Raw genomic sequence first — 20967 nt, 5'->3', positions numbered from 1 at the left:
TCTGAACAACCTTTTACATTTGAAAAAGACTATAGTACATTTTACCTCGCATTTACTAATATAACAATCTGCAATACAGCTTATCGATAGATTGATACAAGGAAAATCCCAAGAACCGACTCATATATCCGGTCAAACTGAGATAGAGGCAGCGGGTTGATGCCCATTCCAAGTTCAACAGTAAAACCCGGACGCTGAAACTCTTGGATGAACCAATCTTTGTATCCTGCAAAACTGTCTATATATCTAACCGACCGGTACCCGCTTACTCTTTCGAATTCCTCTGCGAGCATCTCGGATTCAGGAGGTTCCATTCCCTCAAAGCCCCAATAAAATTCTTCCCCTTGGGTATGCAGGGCGAGGACCCTGTCGAGATCTCCGCTCCTTGCCAATTCAGCCATCGCAATTGCTTCAGGTTCCGATAATGGCTTATAGCCCGGGAAATCACGGGGAGCAGGATTTTTCTCCTCTTTTCTTTCCTTCTCCAATTCCCATTTTGCAGGATATTGATTATTCAGATCAACTCCATTAATATTAGCCTTCCACCCGGAAAAATTAGTATTTCCCTTATTAAACTCAATCAGTTCCTCTCTGAGGGCTGGCGGCGGCCCCTCTATTACAAGATCCACTCCATCGGGATTCACCATCGGAACAAGAGAAAGGGTAACACTTGAATACAGAGGCTCCATAACTACCCCTCTGATAGCCCCTCGATTGGTCAGAGATAATAAGTAGTCATTCATGAACCGCATTAATATCGGGGTCGTAATCCACTCGTTAGCATGAAAGGATGCATTAATATGAACCTTTTTCTCTCCATTACCAATCAGTATTTCATAGAGAGGCTTTCCAAGGACAGATTCACCGATCTGGCTGACTTTTATAAAAGGAAAGGCATTCTTTAAACTTTTGATATCCCGATCCAAAATCCCAAAAGAATAAGCCTGCTGCCCCATGACAACCGGCTGTGTAATCCGCAGCGGGATACTGATTTCCGCTCCAACCTGCAAGGCACTTGGATTCAGACTTTGATTGAGCAGGAGCAGCGCATCAACTGACAGGTTTCTTCTCCTGGCTATTCCCCAAAAGGTATCCCCTTGCCTAATTGTATAATTTCCGATATAGAAACCGGGAATGCTTACGGTTTGACCGATTTGGAGACTATTGCCGGCCATGTCAGAGTTAGAATCAATAATCAGCTGTAGAGGAAGATAAAACAGCTGACTGTAATAGTAAAAAGTGTCGCCTCTTCTGACTTGTACTTCCAATGTTCATACCCCCTGTAATCACACTCTCTTACTACATGTATGTTGCAAAAGAAGTTTGATGACAAGAAAAAAAGCGGAAGCGCCCTGTTCAGCCCCGCCAGGCAAATGTTCTAGAGGTGCTGAGTCCGTTTAGCGGGCAAGGGTGAGCTCAAACGCTTTGAAGCAGTTTCAAAACCGCCGTCTAAGTTTTAACAGAATATGATAAACACTTTTAGCAGCAAAAAATCCTGCGGATAGCATCCGCAGGATTTTTGTTACTCTTCTATAGGAGAAAGAGCTTCATTTTTTTGTTCGTAGAATCGAAGCAGGTCTCCATATATGATTTGATCAGAGTAGTTCAACTCTTGCTGAGTACTTTCAATCAAAGGCTCACAGAATTTCATGTCATCAGGCTGTTCAGTGTCTTTGTTGTAACATTCTCCGCCGGCATAAACATGATCCTTAGTAATGAAGCGTCCGTCACGCAGGATAGTTAAGTCTTCATGTTCTTTAGAGAAAAGATCTGAACCGAACTGGATATCTCCTTTTGAATCGATTCCAAGAAGATTAAGAAGTGTTGGACGAAGGTCGACTTGGCCTCCGACTTTGGAAATCGTCTTTCCATCTTCCATACCCGGAATGTGGATGATCAGCGGTACTCGCTGAAGCTGGGTGCTTACAAAAGGATCCACTTCTTTTCCAAGGTATTTGCTCATTGCAACATTATGGTTTTCTGAGATACCATAATGGTCACCGTACATGACGATGACTGAATCATCATACACACCACTGTCTTTCAATTCCTGGATGAATTCTTTTACTGCTTCATCCATGTAACGTACAGTTTGGAAGTAACGATTCAACGTACCGGAATTTGAATCAAACTCATTAATATACTTATCCTCTTCATCAAGGTAGAAAGGATAATGATTGGTCAATGTAATCATTTTTGTATAGAATGGTTTTTCCATTTGTTTCATGTGTTCAACTGACTGCAGGAAGAATGGGGTATCCTTCATTCCCCAGTTAACGGAGTTTTCATCATCAATTTCATACTCTGTCATTGAATAAAACTTATCGTAACCAAGAGAATCGTACATGATGTCACGGTTCCAGAAACTCTTATTGTTAGCATGCATTGTTGAAGTAAAATACCCTTCATCATTCAGCCTGTCTGTCATTGATTGATATTCATTCCCGGAATGAGTGAAGAATACCGCTCCACGGTTCAATGGATAAAGAGAGTTATCCAGGATGAATTCTGAATCAGATGTTTTCCCCTGCTGCGTTTGATGATAGAAATTATCAAAGTAGTAACTATCTTTAATAAAATCATTTAGGAAAGGGGTTACTTCTTCTCCATTCATCGTGTTGTTGATCGGGAATGACTGAAGGGATTCCAAAGAAATGACAATCAGGTTCTTTCCTTTTGCGGCTCCAAACAATTCATTATCCGGCTTGGTATGACTTGCACGGACATAGTTATCGATGTCTGCAAGTTCACTGCCATCAGCAAGTGCACGCTGTGCTGATGATTTAGACTGAAGAAACGCATCATAAATGTGGTAGTTATATGTTCCAATGTTTTTTACAAGTATTTCCCTGTCAAAAGTACGTGTCAACAACTGTGGTCTTTCAGCTTCAGCAAGACCAAGGTTGAAAAAAGTAAGAGCTATTGCAACAAAAAAGTAAGCCCTTCTATTCACCCTGCTGAATGTGTTCACTTCCAGCATTGATGGTTTAAATTTGACGAACAAGGCAAGAATTACAGTATCGATAAAATATAGGGAATCTGCCCAGCTGACAATTTCCCCTGCACTGGTACCCAAATCAGCAAAATTGCTGGTCTGCATTAGTACCGGCAGTGTCAGGAAATCATCAAAGAATCTATAGAAAGCGACATTTCCATAGAGAATAAAGGAAAGCACAAAGCTGGTAATCAAAATATACCTTACTCTCGACTTCTCATTCTTCATAAATAAGCTTACCCCGAATACAAACAGTAAAAAGCTTAACGGGTTGATCAGCAGGATGAATTCCTGCATGACATTTTCAATTTTGATATCAAAACTAGTTTGATAGACAATATACGTTTTGAGCCAGAGTAACACCGAAGCAATGATAACCAGTGATATTTTTGGCATTTTTAGGTTTTTCATTTTTTACCTCCTTGCTGCGATTGAGTGCGCAGCAACTTTCTAATGGAAGATATTGACTTATTTTTACATTATCAGGTGATACCATCTGATAATCATTCAATATCTTAATACTTTTTTTACATTCCGTCAATTGTAAGTTAATTTAAACAGTTTAAACTAATGTATTAGGGTGATTTTCAATTCCCTTATATAAGACGAGCCAAACCGGTAAAAGTTTCAAATTTAGGTTATATTTTTATAAACCCTACCATATACCCAGTCCCTTTAAACACATCATTCTAAAGGTCCATCCTTTCGTCCCGGCCTCTGTGAGCGCATCCTTATTAAGCTGGATAAACAAACTTGTCCTTTTCAGGACGTATTTGTAATGCTATGATTCCCACTGGAAATATTATGCTTTTTTATAGTCATTTTTTGAAACCATCCTTTTATAATAACACTTTCGGCAACTTTATTCCAGTTTTCATGAATCGGAAGTTGATTCATTGTTCATCATCATACTCCTGGCTTTAAAAATAAACCAGCGTTAAATTTCACCAATTATCCTGGGTGCTGCTCGTTAATAGCCAGCTGCCCGATTCTGAACAAAAGCGCAAGCGCCTGCTCAGCCCCTTGAGGTTTTTTGACCGCAAGGGGGGAGTCCGCACCAGAGAGTATGGATCCTGTGGAGCTGAAACACGGTATGGAAATAATAGCTATAAAGGTTTCCACAGAGCTGAGGTTAAAATTTCTATACAACAAAAAAAGGTGCTGATCACAAACGATCAGCACCTTTTTCACTATTTTCAAACTAAACAGCAGCAAAGATTACAAAAAGAACCTAGGATAATTACTCTATACTTGTTCAATCGAGTTTGTTTTTCACAAGCCAGGCCCCGCCTATCACGCCCGCATCATTGCCAAGCTTAGCAATGGATATGGCCGTTGAAGATGCAACTGTAGGGAATGCGAATGAATTAAAATACTTATCAACCGGGCTCAATAATACTTCCCCTGCTTTAGACACTCCTCCGCCCAATACTATTCTGTCCGGATTCAAAGCGTTACCCAGGTTGGCAATTGCCAATCCTAAATAGAAAGCTAGTTTATCCACGATTGAAACCGCAAGAGTATCTCCTTCACGTGCGGCATCAAAGATTTCTTTTGCACTGAGTACTCCTTCCGTCTGCAAACCTGAACGGAGAACAGAGTCCTCACTGCTTTCTTCAAGGGCTTGAAGGGCTAAACGCACAACACCCGTTGCAGATGCGACTGTTTCCAGGCAGCCGGTTTTTCCACAGTTGCATTGAAAACCTCCTTCAGGCATTACAGTAATGTGCCCGATTTCGCCGGCTGCACCTTTGCTTCCATGGACGATATCACCATTAGTGATGACTCCTCCCCCTACTCCGGTTCCTAATGTTACGGCTACAATATCCTTCGCACCATTTCCTGCACCCTTCCACATTTCACCGAGAGCAGCACAGTTTGCATCATTGTCGATAACACATGGCAGTCCTGTCTCTACTTCAAGAAGGTCCTTCAAAGGGGTATTCTTTTCCCAGCCCAAGTTGACCGCTTCATAAATAATGCCATTATCCATGTCGACCGGTCCCGGAGCTCCCATCCCAACACCTTTCAGCTTTGCTTTGGTTTCTCCAAGTTCATCCAGATGATGGTCGATTGACTTTGCGATATCGACTATTATGTTTTTTCCATTTTCAGAGGTGTCTGTGGGAATCTCCCATTTATGTACAATTTCACCGTAAAAACTAACGAATGCTATTTTCGTTGTAGTTCCGCCTAAATCTACACCAACAAGCCATTTATCTGACATCAATTATTTCACCCTGTTTCTAGTTTTTGTTTTCCTTCGAGAGCTCACTCCGCAGAACCAGCATGGACTTTTGGAAGTCAGCGGGACTGAGCAAGCCTGTGTTATACAGTTCTCTCACTTCTTCCTGCATCATTTCCAAATCTGCCATTCGGTCGCCCAGGTAAATGAAGATTCCATACTTTTTTAACAATTGCTGAACATCATACATGTTTTTCAATTTCCGCACCGTCTTTCAAGCTTCGCTAACCCTTTTAGTATAAAATAAAGTCTTTCTCTTCTCAAGAAAATCCCTTATTTCTTCCGTAATAATGATTTAGAAGGTGCTGTACATAATTATTCCAAAGAAATTCTTTATGAAAACTGACCAGCCTTGTCTTGCTGCAATTGATGATATTCTTTTTGGGGACGTTGTAATAGAAAAGAAAAAAGCAGTACCCATAAGAGCACTGCTTTCTATCAACGGTCAGGGTCTTGAGGATTAAGAAACCTCGGTCTCCTGTTTTTCAATGGCATCGGCGATCTAAACAGCACATCCCTCATTGCTCTGAAGTTGAATGGGATGAACGGCCACATGTAAGGGACACCGAAAGATTTGATTCTTGACAGAAGGACAATCCATACCGTAATGCCTATCACAAGTCCGTAAACTCCAAACAAGGCGGTCAAAATCAACAGTACAATCCGGATAATCCGGTTTGCCAGGCTTAATTCATAGCTTGGTGTTGAAAATGTTCCTATGGCGGCGACTGCAAGATACAGGATCACTTCATTGATGAACAAGCCAACTTCAACTGCCACTTGCCCAATCATCAAGGCAGCTACAAGGCCTAGAGCTGTCGCAAGTGAGGTCGGTGTATGTATAGCGGCCATCCTCAGCATATCAATACCGATTTCCACTATCAGGAACTGAAATATAAGCGGTACCTCACCTGTATCATCAGGACCTACATAGTCCAAAGCAGCAGGAAGCAAATCAGGCTGAGAGGCAAAAAGATAGTAAAGCGGCAAAAGAAAAATAGACGCCCATACGGCGATGAAACGAACGAACTTCAGATAGGCTCCGACCATCGGTTTATTACGATATTCCTCTGCATGCTGCAAATGATGCCAAAAGGTAGTCGGGGTAATCAATACGCTTGGCGATCCATCCACCATGATGCAGACGTGCCCCTCATACAAATGGGCCGCAGCGGTATCCGGTCTTTCCGTGTATCTTACCATCGGATAGGGATTCCAATGCCTCCCGGATATGAATTCTTCCAATGTCTTTTCTCCCATCGGCAGACCGTCAGTATCTATTTTTGATAGTGATTCTTTTATGCGGTTGACGAGTGCCGGATCGGCAATATCCTCTAAATAACAGACAACGATATCCGTCTTGGACCTTCTGCCAATTTGCAGATACTCCATCCTTAATGAGCGGTCCCGGATTCTTCTTCTGGTCAGAGCAGTATTGAAAACCAGTGTCTCTACAAAGCCGTCTCTCGCTCCCCGTACCACCCTTTCCATATCAGGTTCCTGCGGGCCTCTGACAGGGTACGTCCTGGCATCGATCAAAATGACCTTGTCTACTCCATCTACCACCAAGGCTGTTGGACCGGCCAGCACCATGTCAGCTACATTATTCAAGTCATCGGTTTCCTCTACTTCCACATAAGGGATATAAGTCTTCATCAGCTTCTGCAAGGTATCGCCATCAAGCTGCTCCTCGTCAAGATCAGCAAGCAGCTTCATCAAAAAGTGCATAATATCATCTTTTACAAATCCATCAACAAGGTACATGGCCATCTTTCTGCCGGCATAGAACAAGTCGAGTTGAATGACATCAAAGCTCTTATCAACCGCAAGGAGATCTTTCAAATAATCAGTATTCTCCTGAAGGGAAGCTGAAACCGGTTTTTTATTATCTGACACGAAAATTCACCTCTTTTATATAGCAAAACCCGTTCCCGGTCTAATTGAATAAATTTACAATATTTTCATGTATAAACCATATCTACCATACTAGACATCTGCGGCTGAAATCATACATAGGGAACATAATCTTTTTGCCAGGCACATACAATGTCACTAAAAGGGACAAACCTGATTAAGTGGGTGGGCATTATGAGAGGAAAACATTCTTTGATTATCATAGCAGGAGCAGCAGGGATATTGATCACATGGTGGTTGTTCATGCTGTTTAACCCCGCTGCAAGGGAAAGCATCATATTCTTTCCCTTAAACGAAAAGGCCAGCTACCAATCAGCCGACACGCTGTTAACATTAAATGAGAAAAAAGTGAATGACTTATATGAAGTGAATTGGAAAATAACTTCCGTGCTTGATCAGGATGCCTATTTGAGACAGGATATCGGGTTTCTCTTTTTCAATGGAAGATTAACATCCAAAATGAGTGAATGGGAGCAGAATACAGACAGGATAGTCGAAGAGGATACTGCAGCGGGAAAGGAAAGCAGCCTTCTGCAGGCTGTCTCATTTCACTATTCTGAAATACATGAGAACGAGGAAAACTACACAAGTGCACAAAGCATGTCAGAGGATCAGCTTTATGTTATTGATTCAAATTTCAGTCCATTGAGTTCATTCAGAAAGCCGGACAGCCCTGCTGAAAAAGAATGGAAGATGATTCTGGACAAAGTAACAACTCAGCAGCTTCAATACAATTGGGAGAATGCAATGAAGAAATATAATATCAGCGGCAAGGATTACTTGCAGATCCCGTTAATCCGTTTACCGGAATATAATTCAGATCCCCCCAAAGGATTTTCAACGCTGCAGTGGAACGAACTTGTGGGAAACTTATGGGAGGGGTTATATAAAAATTATTTTCTAGGAATCAAGACAGATTCCGGCAAGACCGTGGACCCAATAGACAGCTTGATGCCATTAATTCTGATTAGCATTGAAACTGGTGACCTGCTCGTCCTTCTTACAACAAAAGAGGGAGAGTACGTACTTCTTCAGCAAAAGTTCCCTGTCCCGCTGCCATAGCAGCCTATTCAAAAGCTGGGGCTGACTAAGCGGAATAAAAAAACAAGCGATTGAAATTCGCCAATATATTGAGTTAACAATAAACGCACTGTGAATTCCAAGAGAATTCAAGTGCGTTTTCATATATGTTTTATATGCCTGTACCTATTAATTAGCAGTCACTTGAAATACGATTCTTCATATTTAATTGCTTAACAGGGATATTTCTGCAAACAAAGTTTAAGAAAAGAACCTTACGATGGCTCATCGGCCTGCAGCCTTTCATGAAGTTCCTTGAACTGACTGTTATCCTTCTGTAAATTATATGCTTTCTCAGCATGTTCCCTGGCTTCAGTTTCTTCTCCTCTATCAAGAAGGAGAATAGCCAGATTATAATGAGCTTCCGGAAAATCCCTGTCACGCTCCAAAGCTTGGTTAAGGAGGGTTTCAGCTTCCATATACTGCTCATCTTTAATCATGACGATGGAATACAAAAAGTAACTGTGTTTATCAGCTTCATTCTTCTCCATGACATCCTCAAGGATAGCAGAAGCTCCCTCGATATCACCGTCATTGAGCTTCTCCTGGGCCTCAGCATTGCTGATAGAAGGGTCAAACAGAACCGGTCCGTGTTGATATCCGTACCAGAGCAGCGCCGGGATGGCAGCCGCGGACAGAAGGACAGCAGATAACTGCACTCCCCATCTTTTTCCGCGGGGAAGGTGAACAACGGCAGCTGAGAGCGCTCCCCCTGCCAGTCCGCCGATATGCCCGGCATTATCTATCCCAGGCAGAGTAAATCCCAGCGCAAGGTTGATACCGATAACAAGCAGGATGTTGGTTCCCATCGTCCGGAAAAAAATTTTCGGATGGACTGTGCCAAAATACAAAAGAGCTCCAAAGCAGCCGAAGATTGCACCGCTGGCTCCTGCTGATATGGAATTAGTAAAAACAAAACTGGCCAGTGTTCCAGTGAATCCGGCAAAGATGTAGATAAACAAAAACCTGGAACTTCCAAAAATCCTTTCAACAGCCATCCCTAAAAAATAAAGAGCAAACGTATTCATCAATAAATGAAGAAATCCTATGTGAATGACAATCGGCGTAAAGAATCTCCACCATTCCCCTTCTACTATCAATGGATTGTACTTAGCTCCATACCGAATAAGATTCTCTGTGTTCTGGCTGCCTCCTGCCATTTCCATAATGAAGAACACGGCAAGCTGCAACGCAATGAACATATAGGTAAAGAACGGTCTGCCCATAGAGAAAAGCGACTCCTCTTCTTTTGCCTTATTAGAAGCAAATGCCAGGACATTCTCCTTTAGCAGATGCACTTCCATCTCTTCAGGATCTTCTTTGATTTTCCACTGCACTTCCTCATTGAAAAGGCTTGAAACTTTATAAATATCATTATCCAGACTGTCCAAAGTGATGATCGAACTCTGAACAGACGTCTTGGCTGCCTGAGGCAGGACATAGTCCTGTGCTATCACTGCTTCATAGTCATCAACAGGGTGATAGGCGCTTATATAAAAATTTTTTACAATCAATTTATTTTTCTTAAGGGCTTTCCTGATTTTTTCACTATTTAAAGCTGTCAGGTGAACATCGCGCTTCAGCCTATTGCCCCAATCCAAATCCTCTCGAACCACCCTGATGACCGGCGCCTGTTTGTATGAGGAATTCTCCAGCCAAACCTGCAGCTGATCTTGAGACATATTTATTATCCGATACCCTTTTTCTACTATTAAGTAATCTATCGTTCTCCAGAACAAATAATTAAGATTCGTATTCAAAAATTATCCTCTGCCTTTTTAGGTAATTTTGACTTTATTCTACTTAATCACCACCAAAGAAAAAAGTAAAGGCATATGATTTCAGCATACTCACTCGATGCTCTGCCCGCAGCATCTCCACATCCAAAGAACAAAAGCGCAAGCGCCATGTTCAGCTGAAATCCTTACACCGCTGAACAGCGCTTACGCTTTTATTATGCCGGGGAGGTTCGAGTCCGCTAAAAAAGTCCCAAAATTAGTTTAAAGGCAGAATCGCTCACTTCCAAGAACGATTCTGCCTTATTCATAAAAGTTTATGAAAGAGTGCTGGTTTTTTCTTGAGGAGGCCCACTCCGCTTGGTTGGGTGAATAATGTAATGGGCTTTAGAGAGAAATTGTCCAGTCATTCCCTTAATTGGGTACTCACCCGTAAATAAGGGAATGTTTTTCCCTTATCTGCAATTTCAAGCTTATTACGGGGAAAATAGAGGAACTATATTCCCTTATATGGTTAAAAGCACAATTTTTCTACCGTATTAAGCTAATTAAGGGAAATTCATTCCCCTATTTAGTTTTCTTAGAGTTTTGTAAGAAATAAGGGAATCTCTTTCCTCTATTTACTATCCATAACACTGAACTACATAGTTAAGCACCACCGGTCAATGCCTTTAATTAGCACCCTTCTATCTTTCCAGCGGTGGCAGGCAAATAAAAAATCCCAAAGGATTCTAAGGGCTTTCCAGAAATTTTTGTGCTGAAGCGGTGTTCATTGCCTGACAGCCGCAAAATTTAAAATATCACATAATAAAAAAGATGCCCTCAATAATAGCAGGTAATCATCCCCACAGTCTTGTCTGTCGGCGATTCTCTCCGCTGCCTATTGATGAACACCTTTCACTTTTACAAGCTAATGCAGAACTAACGAAATGCTGCTCCAAGAAACTTACTGCGGAGCCATGGAAGACTCATGGCTGCCCGGACTACCATCCTCCTGACTGTAAAATTACTCAACAGCCCATTCAGAAGTTTGTAACGGTATTGATAGAACACAGATACAAAGCACGCAATGATGATCCACTTAATAATTCCGTTCATAGTAATCAGCCTCCTCGTTCTATGTTGTGTACCTTTTTTGCATTTTATCCTTGGATGGATTAAAAACATAAAAAATATCAACCTTTAGAATTCAGCGAATCACATTGGAAATCATGATAGTCAGAAAACCGGCAAGAAAACTGGCAGAAAAATTGACGAACTCATTGTTTATAAAGGAGAATCCTTTCAGTCCTTCTGCTTTAACTCCGCAATGCTCCGGTGATTCTGTTACCAGCCCGCAACGATGGCAGCGATACTCTATTTGCAGATAAGCTCCCAGCATGGTATCAGCCAGACTGCCGAAAAAGCCGGCACAGGTAATAAGAATCGCTGATATGATTGAGATCTCCTTGAACAGCAGTATAGAGACGAGAGCTATCAACAAAGAACCAGCAAGGCTTGCAAGCGTTCCAAGTAAAGAAACCGCCCCCGAAGATCCCTTCTCCACTCTTGCCAGATTTCTGATAGAAATAGGATCGCTTTTGCTCAAAGGCCCTATCTCAGAAGCCCAAGTATCAGCATTGGCAGCGGCAAGTGATGAAATGGCCCCCAGCATGTAAATGGCATCATCCGTTATGATATAAAGAAGTGAAAAGATCAACGCACTTCCTCCATTAGCCAATACCTGCTGCCAATCCCTTTCAGACGTCTTGGCGAGTTTTTTCTCAATTTCTGCTTTGGCACTGCTTCGGAATTTCGACCATAAACTGCTCGTCCCAAAGAACGCCCCCAGGACAACGAGCCCCCTCCAGCCAAACGCAGACACGACTGTTATCCCGGTAAAAAAGGCGGCAATAGCTCCGCTGCCACTTAGGTTCTTCGTCTTCCAGCCTAAAAAGCTGACGGCTAAAATCAGTAAGAGGACTGCCTCATTCACAATTCAGGACTGCTCCCTCTGTAATGATTCTGCCAACCGGAACATCAAAATGTTCAACAGGCACTTCCTCCATCACTTGTTCATGAAAAGCAAGGGACAATGTCCGGCCCTGATAGTTTTCCAAAAAGCGATCATAATAGCCTCCACCAAATCCCAATCTATACCCGCTCCTCATAAATGCCAATCCTGGAACGATGACCAAGTCAATAACATCCTTTTCAACGAAGGTACATTCAGCCGGATTCGGTTCCAATAGCCCGAAGTATACTTTTTCCAAGTGGGCAAATGAATCCAACTGATAAAAATCAAGCCTTCTGTCTTTAGGAGAGCACTTTGGCACAAGAACCCTTTTATCATCTTCCCAGGCTTTTCGAATAATCTGCCAAGTATCCACTTCAGGGAAATTCGATACAGTTAAAGCAATCGTCTGAGATGTATCCCACTCTTCCGTTTTATACAATTCACGGGCAACAAGAAAGGATTTGTGTTCATATACAGGTCTGTCAAAAGAAGAAAGCAGTTCTTTTTGCTTTTTTCGAAGATCCTTTTTATCCACTTGTGAGTCACCCCTTATAGTCTGTTTTTGTGCAGAACAAAAGCGTAAGCGCCTTGGCCAGCCCCCATAGGCAAATTTCCCGGAGAAAAATGAGGCGGACCCGGCCTTTCCTTTTATACTCTCTGGGTTATGCCTTTGAGAGGCTGTTTCAGTTCCAGCAGCATCGAACTCTTATGCACTAAAGCCTGGCAAGGATCAAACCGGTTAAAGCAATCCACAAAGGTTGATTTTATACTATCTTTATAATTTCTTATCCAACAAAAAAAAGCAGCAGGAAAAATCCCGGCTGCTTACTTTGTTTCACGGTGCAATGTTACACGCTTTAATCTAGGGCAATATTTTTTTAGCTCTAAACGGTCTGGGTTGTTACGCTTGTTTTTTGTAGTAATATAGTTACGCTCACCAGTTTCTGTGCAAGCTAAAGTGATGTTTACACGCATTTTTATTTCCCTCCAAACTTAGCTATCTTCATCTGTTCATACGACTTTTCTATAATATCACTTTTTCAAATGAAATGCTAGTCTGTTTTTCAAGTGTTTGTGGAATTTTCTCAGATCTTCCCTCGAAGCCGCCTCAGCACCAATTACATGACCCTGGATTTTCTGTAAAGGCGAAAACAACAGGTCGAAAGATGCCACAGTCAAAGCAGGTCCCTTAAGTAGAGGCTGATAAGGAATAGAGCCGGTTTTCAATGTTTGCTTCCAATGGGAAATTCCGCGGGCGGTCAGCGGATATAGTGATCTCCGGACCATTCCGTTGCTGTTATCCACTTGATAGTCGACCAAGGATGACCTGTTTGATGAATAATGGTGGACAAGATGGTCATCAGGCGAAATGAAGCTCAGTCTTTCAGTGCCCGCTGTTCTCCAGTCCAAAAGTAAGAATAACTTAAGCCTGCGATGGATCCTTTTTTTGTTTTCAACTGAAAATGTCAAAATACTGCCTTCAGTGCTGCTGTCTTCCTGAACAACACAATTGAAGTCCTTCCAATTCGCAAAATTAGCAAGCTGCTGAGATTCATTTCTGCCGCTTTCTTCACAAGAGGCGAATATCTCGTAATGAAAGTTTGTGATGTTTTCCTTAGGCTCCTTACATACCTTTGCATGAGATACATTCATTTTCATTTTCATCTTCCTCTACACCTTTTGCCATTGTTTGATTTTATTGAAATAGTAGCCAGCAAATTCCTTGGCCAGATTTCTTCTTTCTGCTTTTGAGTAGATGATAAAACCATTGCTTGGCTGATCGACAATTCTGGTCCAGCCTCCCATACTATGTGAAATTAAGATTCCATCAAGGTTCAAGACCGGTTCATCTCTTTGTTCTTCCACCAATTTAGTGATAACCTTCTGCTTTTGGTGGTCCGGACAGGCAACCATCATCCGTGTCAGATACTTAAGGGTATTCTCAAATCCATCCCTCACTGTTACGAATTCATCCATAATGCCTGCGCCGACCCTTTCTTTAATATCTTTCATTTGACCGGTAAGGAACTCTTCTCTTGCCAGTTTATATTCTTCAGGGCTGCCGATATCACGCCAATAATCTTTGGTCCGGAACACGAAGATGTCTTCCTGTTCTGCCAGCATAAGCGGAAATACGTCCCTGCTGAAATCCGTTCTGCCCTCAAAGCGGTACTTCCTCAACAATTCTGGTTGTACAATATAGATTCCGGTATTGACCAAATTACTGTCGATCTGACCTAAGCGGGGTTTTTCGATGAACTCTGTCAACCTTCCCTTGCTATCCGTTTTGCATATCCCATACCCTTGAGGAGAATCAAGCTCTTTCCCCACGATCGTCAACAAAGAGTCGTTTTGCTGGTGAAATTGGATTGCCTCTTGCAGGGACAAACTTGTAAAAGCATCTCCACTGATTACCACAAACGCCTCATCCAGAAAATCACTTGAGCCAAAAACCCCTCCTGCCGTTCCAAGGGGAAGTTCTTCCTGTAAGTAAGTGATGCTTACTCCTAATTTACTTCCATCCCCAAAGTACTCTAAAATCTTCTCTGCCTTATAACAAGTCGTGACCATAATGGAAGATATTCCATTATCCTTCAATAAATCGATATTGTATTCCAGAATGGGCTTATTCATAATTGTCACCATCGGTTTAGGGATGGAAAGTGTATAAGGTTTTAAGCGTGTCCCTCTGCCGCCTGCCAAAATGACACCCTTCATGACACCGAGCCCTCCACCTTGTGCTGCAATGTCAATTCATCATACAACTCCAGCGTCTGTTTTGAAATACGCTCCCAGCTGAACATGGTTTCGGCCATCTTATACCCATTTTCCCCCATTTGTCTCTTCTGCTCTTTCTCTTCTTCGAGATGCAAGATGCATGCACCTAAACTGCAGGCGTCTCCTGGATCGAACAACAGTCCTGCATGCCCATGTTCCACCAGTGACTTAAGCCCGCCTGTCTTAGATGCTATTACAGCCCTTTTCGCCGCCATTGCCTCCAAGGCAACAATTCCGAAAGGCTCATAAAAGCTTGGAAAAATTACGGCCTCACTATTGAAAAGAAAGGCATTCCTTTCCTTATCGCTGATATAACCCAGAAAATGCACGAATTCTTCCAGCCCATTCTCCCTTACTCTATTTCGGTACGACTCCAAAAGAGGCCCCTTGCCGGCGATGACAAAGTGTATCCCTTTTTCCCTGCTGATCATTCCCGCTGTTTCGATAATGGTTTCGAACCCTTTTTCGTGCACTATTCTTCCAATTGAAAAGTAGTATTTTACGTTTTTGAATTGATCCTTAAGATACCCTTCTTCTTGATTTACATTATAGAGATCTACACCATTTGGAATGACAGACACTGGCAGGTCCTTTCTCGGCTCTAATTCAGAGAGTTCTTCCTTCATATGTTCACTGCAGATAATCACTTTATCAGAAGAGCCGACGAGCTTTTTCTCTTCCTCATGGATCTGCTGCTGTAAATTAGTGTATATCCCTTGATTTCTGCCATGTTCAGTGGCATGAATAGTCGTCAGAAGAGGCACTCCATAATGAAGTTTCAACATGCATGCAGCCTTTCCAACAATCCAGTCATGGGCGTGGATCAGATCAATTTCTTCTTTTTGAAAAATTTCACCGGCTTTCTCAAAAAAAGAAAGATTAAGCTGAAACACCCAATGAAGAAAATCATCTTCCATAGGATGGAGCGGGCCTGTTCTGTAAACATGTACCCCCTCATCTACTTCAAACGGCGGAGCACCATCCGTTGATGCGGTCAACAAGATGACTTTACACCCTTTTTTTACAAGGGATTTGGTCAAGTCATGAACATGCCTTGATAAGCCGCCTACGATGTTGGGAGGATACTCCCAGGAAAGAAGCAAGACAGTGCGTTGTCCAGGAACAGATATCACTTCCTCAACAATCGAATTATCTATCTCTATTGGCAGGTATTCAACACTCTCTCGATATTCCAGTAAGCTGCTGTCTTCCTTTTTTCCTTTCTGCTGCTCTTCAAGCTCTCTGAATGCCTGCAGATAAGATTCCTCCACCTTTTCTTCTTTAAGCAGATGGTGCAAACAGGATATCCATTCCCTGGTCATTTGCTTTACAACCCTGCCGCTTGGACAGTCAGACTGGGTAATCTCCTTCAGCTTTCTTTCCATTTCATGAAGCTCTAGCAATCCTGTGAGTACTTCGTCAGAGAGAATCGCCTTTCCTTGATCCATCCCAAGGTAACCAAAGCTTGCCCTTGTCAGAGTGCTCTTTTCATCTAAAAGTGAATTTTCATTGTACTCCATTTCGCAGCATTCACAGAGCTCTTCGACACGTCCCTTAATCTCCCCGCTGCCATCAACTGCTGTCAAGTGGCGATTGTTCTCATCTAAACTGACAGGAAGGAGTTTAAGTCCTCGAGGGGTCCTTAGCATACCTGCATCTTCATCCCCTTTCTCACTGAAAATGAAAGTGGTTTCAGATATGAAGGAATACTCGATGCCGAGTTCGATCAAGTAAAGGTCAATCCCCGGAGTATAAGCACAATCAGGCAGCCAGAAACCTTTAGGGCGTTTAGTGAAGTGCTTTCTATGAAGCAGTAAAGCTTGCTGCACCATCATCCTTATTCCCCATCCTGTCACAAGGTGGGTAACCGGAAAGTTGGTTAAAGCTGAAGGAATAATCGTAATCCTCTTCTCTTCTTGAAGCATGTTTAGTCCAGAAGGGATATCCCGATTCATTCTTACCCACAGAGAGTACAGTTCCTCCATACTTTCACCTTCGTGGTTCCTCTGAATTTGTAATGCCGACAGGAAATATTTTTCTATATGTTCCTTAGCTTCGTTTGTGGATAGCCAGTCGACAATCAGCGGGTTGATAATATAAAGTAAACTCTTTCCTTTTTTGTCCGTCTTATCGAAAAGCACGATACATTCTTTTAATAGTTGTTGGATCAGTTCAAAATTTTTTTTAATATCTGATGGGAACAGGGATACTGTATTAGATAAGAGCATAAAGGATATAGGTTTCTTTTCCATGGCTTCCTCCTAGTTTTTCACGTAATACGAATAGGTACTTACATGTTCCACCCATTGAGGGGTCTGTGCTTTGCCCGCTTCAAAATCCTTAAGTGCATTAAGCGGGTGATAGTCCTGTTCATGGCCAGTCCGAGGGGTTTGTATAACATTAGAGCGTGTTATTCCCGTGAACCTGCCTCCCTGGTCTACTATCCCATATTCAACACAGTAAGACCTGTTTGGTTTGAGGCTGTTAATAAACCAGTGTCCTGTGTGTGGTTGTATAATAATATCAGTATAGCTATGGTGATTGTGTCCGTTAAAGACAATGGACGTGATATCAAATACTCTGAGACAATATAGAGATTGGTTTTCCTTAACCCCATGAAACTCCTTCACTTGCTTAATAATCGCCCTTGGGATGTTCCAATAACATAGAATTCTTGTGCTGTCTGAGAATACTGCGGTCAGTTCAGATTTCAACGGCTTAGCTTTTGTGCCTTTATTAGAGATTCTCGCTTTATATTTCCCCTGCCTTTTAGGCTTGGACACTATCTCAGTATTTTCTGAGGCTGCCGCAACAGCCGCTTGGGAATCTCCAAGGGCCTTTTGAAATTTCACCCATTGATACTGTACTTTTCCGACTGTTGTATTCATTTCTTTTGCAATCTTTCTAAAAGACATTCCCTGATTACGGTATTCAATAATTTGCTGCAGCATTCTTTTCACCTCTGATATCAATTTGTGGTTATATGCATTGAGTACAATGTTTATTCGTCCATTTAATGGTATCACCAAGGGCAAAAACCTACAATAAACGCATTTTGTCGCATTCTGCCTCCCTGCATCAAGACAATGAAAAAAGGGCAAAAAAAATTCGTTTACAGCTGTTTAAATGGTTTTTAATCCAATTAAACAGCGGAAAACGACAAGTTTCTTCTATTAATAGGCCCGTAAATTTTGTTGCTATTCCATATAAATTTCAAAAGCTAATCAGAGGACTACCTGCCAAATCCTATATACCTGCGAATTTCGCCATGATCTATTATAGATTAAGGCGAGCGATAGGAGCGGTAACTGCTATTTTTTAATCCAGGCGTGAGCTGGATATACATATATACCAGCGACATCCAGACTTATAGCAACTTGCGATCGGAATATGCCTATATACGAGCGCTTCATTCATAGCTGCGAGCGGGATATACAGTTATACGAACGAGTTATACATAAATGCGAGCGAAATTATGAGAATACGAGCGGGTTACCAAATTTATAGCCCCTTGCGAGAGGGATATACTTATATACGAGGGCTTCATTCATATTTGCTAGCCCGATATGCAGTTATACAATCGCTTTATTCATATTTACGAGCGAAGAACCAAAGTTATTTCACCCCGCGTCTCTTAAGGTAATAGCCATAGATCTTGAAAATTAAAGTCTAGTAAATGGTATAGAGAAATACGGAAAACTGTGCTATAAATAATAGGTAGCAAACTCATACGAGGTGAACTTATGACAATCGTAATCATCAGCCTTCTCTCTCTTTCCTCTCTGCTTTTTATCCTCTCTTTTTTTCAAAGAGACCGATACAAAACTTTGGAAAAAGATGTGGAAGAGCTTTCTATGAACTTCCTTCAGGAAAATTACACACTGAAAAAGAGGCTGAAAGTTCTTGAAGAAGAGCTGCTAATGGATGAAGGTCCCCTCTTCCAAGCACCCCCGCCCCAGCGTCCTAAAAAGAAGGTACATGAGATCGTGAAAAATCAGGTACTGGCACTTCATGCTCAAGGAATGAACATAGAGCAAATTGCCAAACAATCTGCATTGCCGCTAATGGATGTACAAGAAATCATCCGTAATCGCGGCGTCTGAAAGGAGTCACCATGAATAAACAAAACTCAAGGTCTTTCGCAGCAGGTCTTTTGCTTTCTGCCATCCTCTTGATCATATTCTCTTATAGTACTGAGGACAAAGCTGATTCCAGGGAGACGCTGGAAGAGCAGGGTTATGTTGTTTTGACTGAGGAAGAAGCAAGGAATCAGCGAGAAAAAATCGGAAATCTTGAAGAGCAGATAGATAAACTGTCTAAAGACAGTGTATCTGGAGAACAAGAATCCGAAGTTGAAGAAGATGCAAGAACTGAAATAACACTGACCGTTTCTTCAGGAATGACTCCCATCGAAATCGGCGATGAGCTCGAAAGCAAAGGAATAATAAAAAATGCAAGTGACTTTAACAGCTACTTGGTGAAAAGTGGACGTGCCGATAAAATTCAGATAGGTGACTATCAGCTTCATTCGGAAATGACACTTGAGGAAATATCAACTTTATTAACAAAGTAAAAAGGCAGCCGCAAATGGGCTGCCTTTTTCTATAATCAGGAATTTAAATCGAAGCGTCTTCCTTTTACGAGATAGAATACACCTTCCGCCACGTTTGTAGCATGATCTGCTGAGCGCTCAAGATAACGGCAGATAAAGGATAACTGTGTAATCTGGTCGGTGAACTCAGGCTGCTGTTTATTTAATGTAAGCAGCTCCCTGATAGTCTCTCCGTAAAGATCATCAATTTCATCATCTAAATCAGCAATTTTCTTCGCTTTGACTACATCTTCTTCAACAAAAGATTCAAGTGTCAAGTTAATCATGTTAGAAGTAAGAGTATACATTTGTTTAATATTTTTAATTGGCTTAATCAGCGGTTCCTTGCCGATTCTGATTGTAGATTTTGCAATATTAACGGCAAAATCGGCAATCCTTTCAATGTCAGATGCCACTTTTATTATGACAATGATCCTGCGCAGGTCAGTTGCCACAGGCTGCTGTTTGGCGATAAGCAGAATGGCAATATCATTGATCTCCTCTTCCAGCAAATCTGCATGGGTGTCATCTTCAATGATTTCCAAAGCTTTTTCAATATCCTGTTCTTCAAGAGCTTTGACACTCATATCAAGAGCAGTGTTCGCAAGTCTTCCCAGCTCCATTAACTTTGCCTGCAGGTCTTGCAAGCTTTCATCAAACTGTCCTCTGGCCATACATACCCCTCCACTTTAAGTATTAAATGATCAATCCATTATGATTCTGTCACTGTTCTTCTGATTAGTCTCACCCTCGCAACCCATATGAAAATATCCTTAGCTGATAAACTAAGGATATTTCCATGATCAACCGAATCTGCCTGAAATATAATCCTCTGTTCTCTTATCACTTGGAGTAGAGAAAATAGTATCAGTTTTATCGAATTCAATGACCTCTCCATTCAAGAAGAAAGCTGTCTTATCAGAGATACGTGCAGCCTGCTGCATATTATGCGTGACAATGATAATACTGTAATCTTTTTTTAAGTCCTGCACAAGTTCTTCCACTTTCAGGGTAGAAATAGGATCAAGTGCTGAAGTTGGTTCATCCATCAGGATGACATCTGGTTCAATGGCGAGGCAGCGGGCAATACATAGACGCTGCTGCTGTCCGCCGGAAAGTCCATAGGCGTTTTCCTTCAGGCGGTCTTTGACTTCATCCCAGATCGCCGCACCTCGCAGACTCTTTTCAACAATTTCGTCTAATACCTTTTTATTTTTGATACCATGAATTCTTGGTCCATAAGCGACATTGTCGTAGATTGATTTAGGAAACGGATTTGGTTTTTGAAACACCATTCCAACTCTTGTTCTCAGATCCTCAACTGTAAAGGATTTATCCAAGATGCTTTTTCCTCTGTAGCTGATATCACCAGAAATTTTCACTACGGGGATCAGTTCTACCATTCTGTTCAATGTTTTAATAAAAGTGGATTTACCACACCCGGACGGTCCGATAATTGCTGTTACTTCATTTTGGTTTATCGCAAGGTTAATGTTTTTCAGTGCTTTGTCTTCTCCGTACCAAAGATTAAGGTCTTTTGTTTCATAAACAACGCTTTTCTTTGGGCTTACCGTTGTATCTTCTTTTAAAGTGACATTGCTCTTCTTTTCGTTACCAGATAGTACTGCCATT

19 protein-coding genes are annotated in these 20967 nt (G+C 41.8%); 3 read left to right on the top strand and 16 right to left on the bottom strand.

What is annotated here, in order from left to right; all coding sequences use genetic code 11:
• Positions 1-80: 80 nt before the first annotated feature.
• From FZC79_RS10290 to FZC79_RS10265, 5 genes are all read right to left on the bottom strand, one after another.
• Entirely contained in the window at positions 81-1268 is a 1188-nt protein-coding gene (locus FZC79_RS10290; RefSeq protein WP_148946709.1) for a M14 family metallopeptidase, read from the bottom strand.
• A 254-nt stretch (positions 1269-1522) separates the two neighbouring features.
• Entirely contained in the window at positions 1523-3406 is a 1884-nt protein-coding gene (locus FZC79_RS10285; RefSeq protein WP_148946708.1) for an LTA synthase family protein, read from the bottom strand.
• A gap of 844 nt (positions 3407-4250) precedes the next feature.
• Positions 4251-5222: an ROK family glucokinase gene (locus FZC79_RS10275; protein ID WP_148946706.1), complete on the bottom strand. Its 972-nt coding sequence runs from the start codon at positions 5220-5222 to the stop codon at positions 4251-4253.
• Positions 5223-5241: 19 nt separating this feature from the next.
• Entirely contained in the window at positions 5242-5439 is a 198-nt protein-coding gene (locus FZC79_RS10270; RefSeq protein WP_148946705.1) for a YqgQ family protein, read from the bottom strand.
• Positions 5440-5678: 239 nt separating this feature from the next.
• Positions 5679-7136 (bottom strand): spore germination protein, encoded by a 1458-nt coding sequence (locus tag FZC79_RS10265; protein WP_148946704.1) that lies wholly within the window; start codon positions 7134-7136, stop codon positions 5679-5681.
• Positions 7137-7328: 192 nt separating this feature from the next.
• On the opposite strand from FZC79_RS10265, the gene FZC79_RS10260 reads away from it, so the two are divergent.
• Positions 7329-8216, top strand: coding sequence for a hypothetical protein (locus FZC79_RS10260; RefSeq protein ID WP_148946703.1), 888 nt, complete (start codon positions 7329-7331; stop codon positions 8214-8216).
• Positions 8217-8449: 233 nt separating this feature from the next.
• Here the strand turns inward: FZC79_RS10260 and FZC79_RS10255 are convergent, their stop codons facing one another.
• The 9 genes from FZC79_RS10255 to FZC79_RS10220 form a co-directional block, all read right to left on the bottom strand.
• On the bottom strand, positions 8450-9994 hold the full coding sequence (locus tag FZC79_RS10255; RefSeq protein WP_187442727.1) for a rhomboid family intramembrane serine protease: 1545 nt from the start codon (positions 9992-9994) through the stop codon (positions 8450-8452).
• 897 nt (positions 9995-10891) lie between these two features.
• On the bottom strand, positions 10892-11068 hold the full coding sequence (locus tag FZC79_RS23085) for a hypothetical protein (RefSeq protein ID WP_187442726.1): 177 nt from the start codon (positions 11066-11068) through the stop codon (positions 10892-10894).
• Positions 11069-11159: 91 nt separating this feature from the next.
• A complete protein-coding gene (locus tag FZC79_RS10250) occupies positions 11160-11945 on the bottom strand; it encodes a DUF92 domain-containing protein (protein ID WP_187442725.1) in 786 nt (261 codons plus the stop codon).
• Positions 11938-12501, bottom strand: coding sequence for a 5-formyltetrahydrofolate cyclo-ligase (locus tag FZC79_RS10245; protein WP_148946701.1), 564 nt, complete (start codon positions 12499-12501; stop codon positions 11938-11940). Before FZC79_RS10245 ends, FZC79_RS10250 begins: the two co-directional genes overlap by 8 nt.
• Before the next feature lie 290 nt (positions 12502-12791).
• Positions 12792-12941, bottom strand: a complete 150-nt coding sequence (rpmG, locus tag FZC79_RS10240) for a 50S ribosomal protein L33 (protein WP_148946700.1) — start codon at positions 12939-12941, stop codon at positions 12792-12794.
• A gap of 57 nt (positions 12942-12998) precedes the next feature.
• A complete protein-coding gene (locus FZC79_RS10235; protein WP_148946699.1) occupies positions 12999-13631 on the bottom strand; it encodes a hypothetical protein in 633 nt (210 codons plus the stop codon).
• 6 nt (positions 13632-13637) lie between these two features.
• Entirely contained in the window at positions 13638-14684 is a 1047-nt protein-coding gene (locus FZC79_RS10230; RefSeq protein ID WP_148946698.1) for a nucleotidyltransferase family protein, read from the bottom strand.
• On the bottom strand, positions 14681-16996 hold the full coding sequence (locus FZC79_RS10225; protein ID WP_148946697.1) for a glycosyltransferase family 4 protein: 2316 nt from the start codon (positions 16994-16996) through the stop codon (positions 14681-14683). Before FZC79_RS10225 ends, FZC79_RS10230 begins: the two co-directional genes overlap by 4 nt.
• Positions 16997-17005: 9 nt before the next feature.
• Positions 17006-17695 (bottom strand): DUF4912 domain-containing protein, encoded by a 690-nt coding sequence (locus tag FZC79_RS10220; RefSeq protein WP_148946696.1) that lies wholly within the window; start codon positions 17693-17695, stop codon positions 17006-17008.
• A gap of 792 nt (positions 17696-18487) precedes the next feature.
• Here FZC79_RS10220 and FZC79_RS10215 point away from each other — a divergent pair.
• Positions 18488-18847, top strand: coding sequence for a hypothetical protein (locus FZC79_RS10215; RefSeq protein ID WP_148946695.1), 360 nt, complete (start codon positions 18488-18490; stop codon positions 18845-18847).
• 11 nt (positions 18848-18858) lie between these two features.
• A complete protein-coding gene (locus FZC79_RS10210) occupies positions 18859-19317 on the top strand; it encodes an endolytic transglycosylase MltG (RefSeq protein WP_148946694.1) in 459 nt (152 codons plus the stop codon).
• A 35-nt stretch (positions 19318-19352) separates the two neighbouring features.
• Here the strand turns inward: FZC79_RS10210 and phoU are convergent, their stop codons facing one another.
• Both phoU and pstB read right to left on the bottom strand, forming a co-directional pair.
• Entirely contained in the window at positions 19353-20009 is a 657-nt protein-coding gene (phoU, locus tag FZC79_RS10205; protein WP_148946693.1) for a phosphate signaling complex protein PhoU, read from the bottom strand.
• Positions 20010-20138: 129 nt separating this feature from the next.
• Positions 20139-20966, bottom strand: coding sequence for a phosphate ABC transporter ATP-binding protein PstB (pstB, locus tag FZC79_RS10200; RefSeq protein WP_148946692.1), 828 nt, complete (start codon positions 20964-20966; stop codon positions 20139-20141).
• Position 20967 lies beyond the last annotated feature (1 nt).

Source organism: Rossellomorea vietnamensis (assembly GCF_008180615.1).
GTDB classification, from domain to species: domain Bacteria; phylum Bacillota; class Bacilli; order Bacillales; family Bacillaceae_B; genus Rossellomorea; species Rossellomorea vietnamensis_D.
This window is presented reverse-complemented; position numbering and strand designations above follow the sequence as displayed.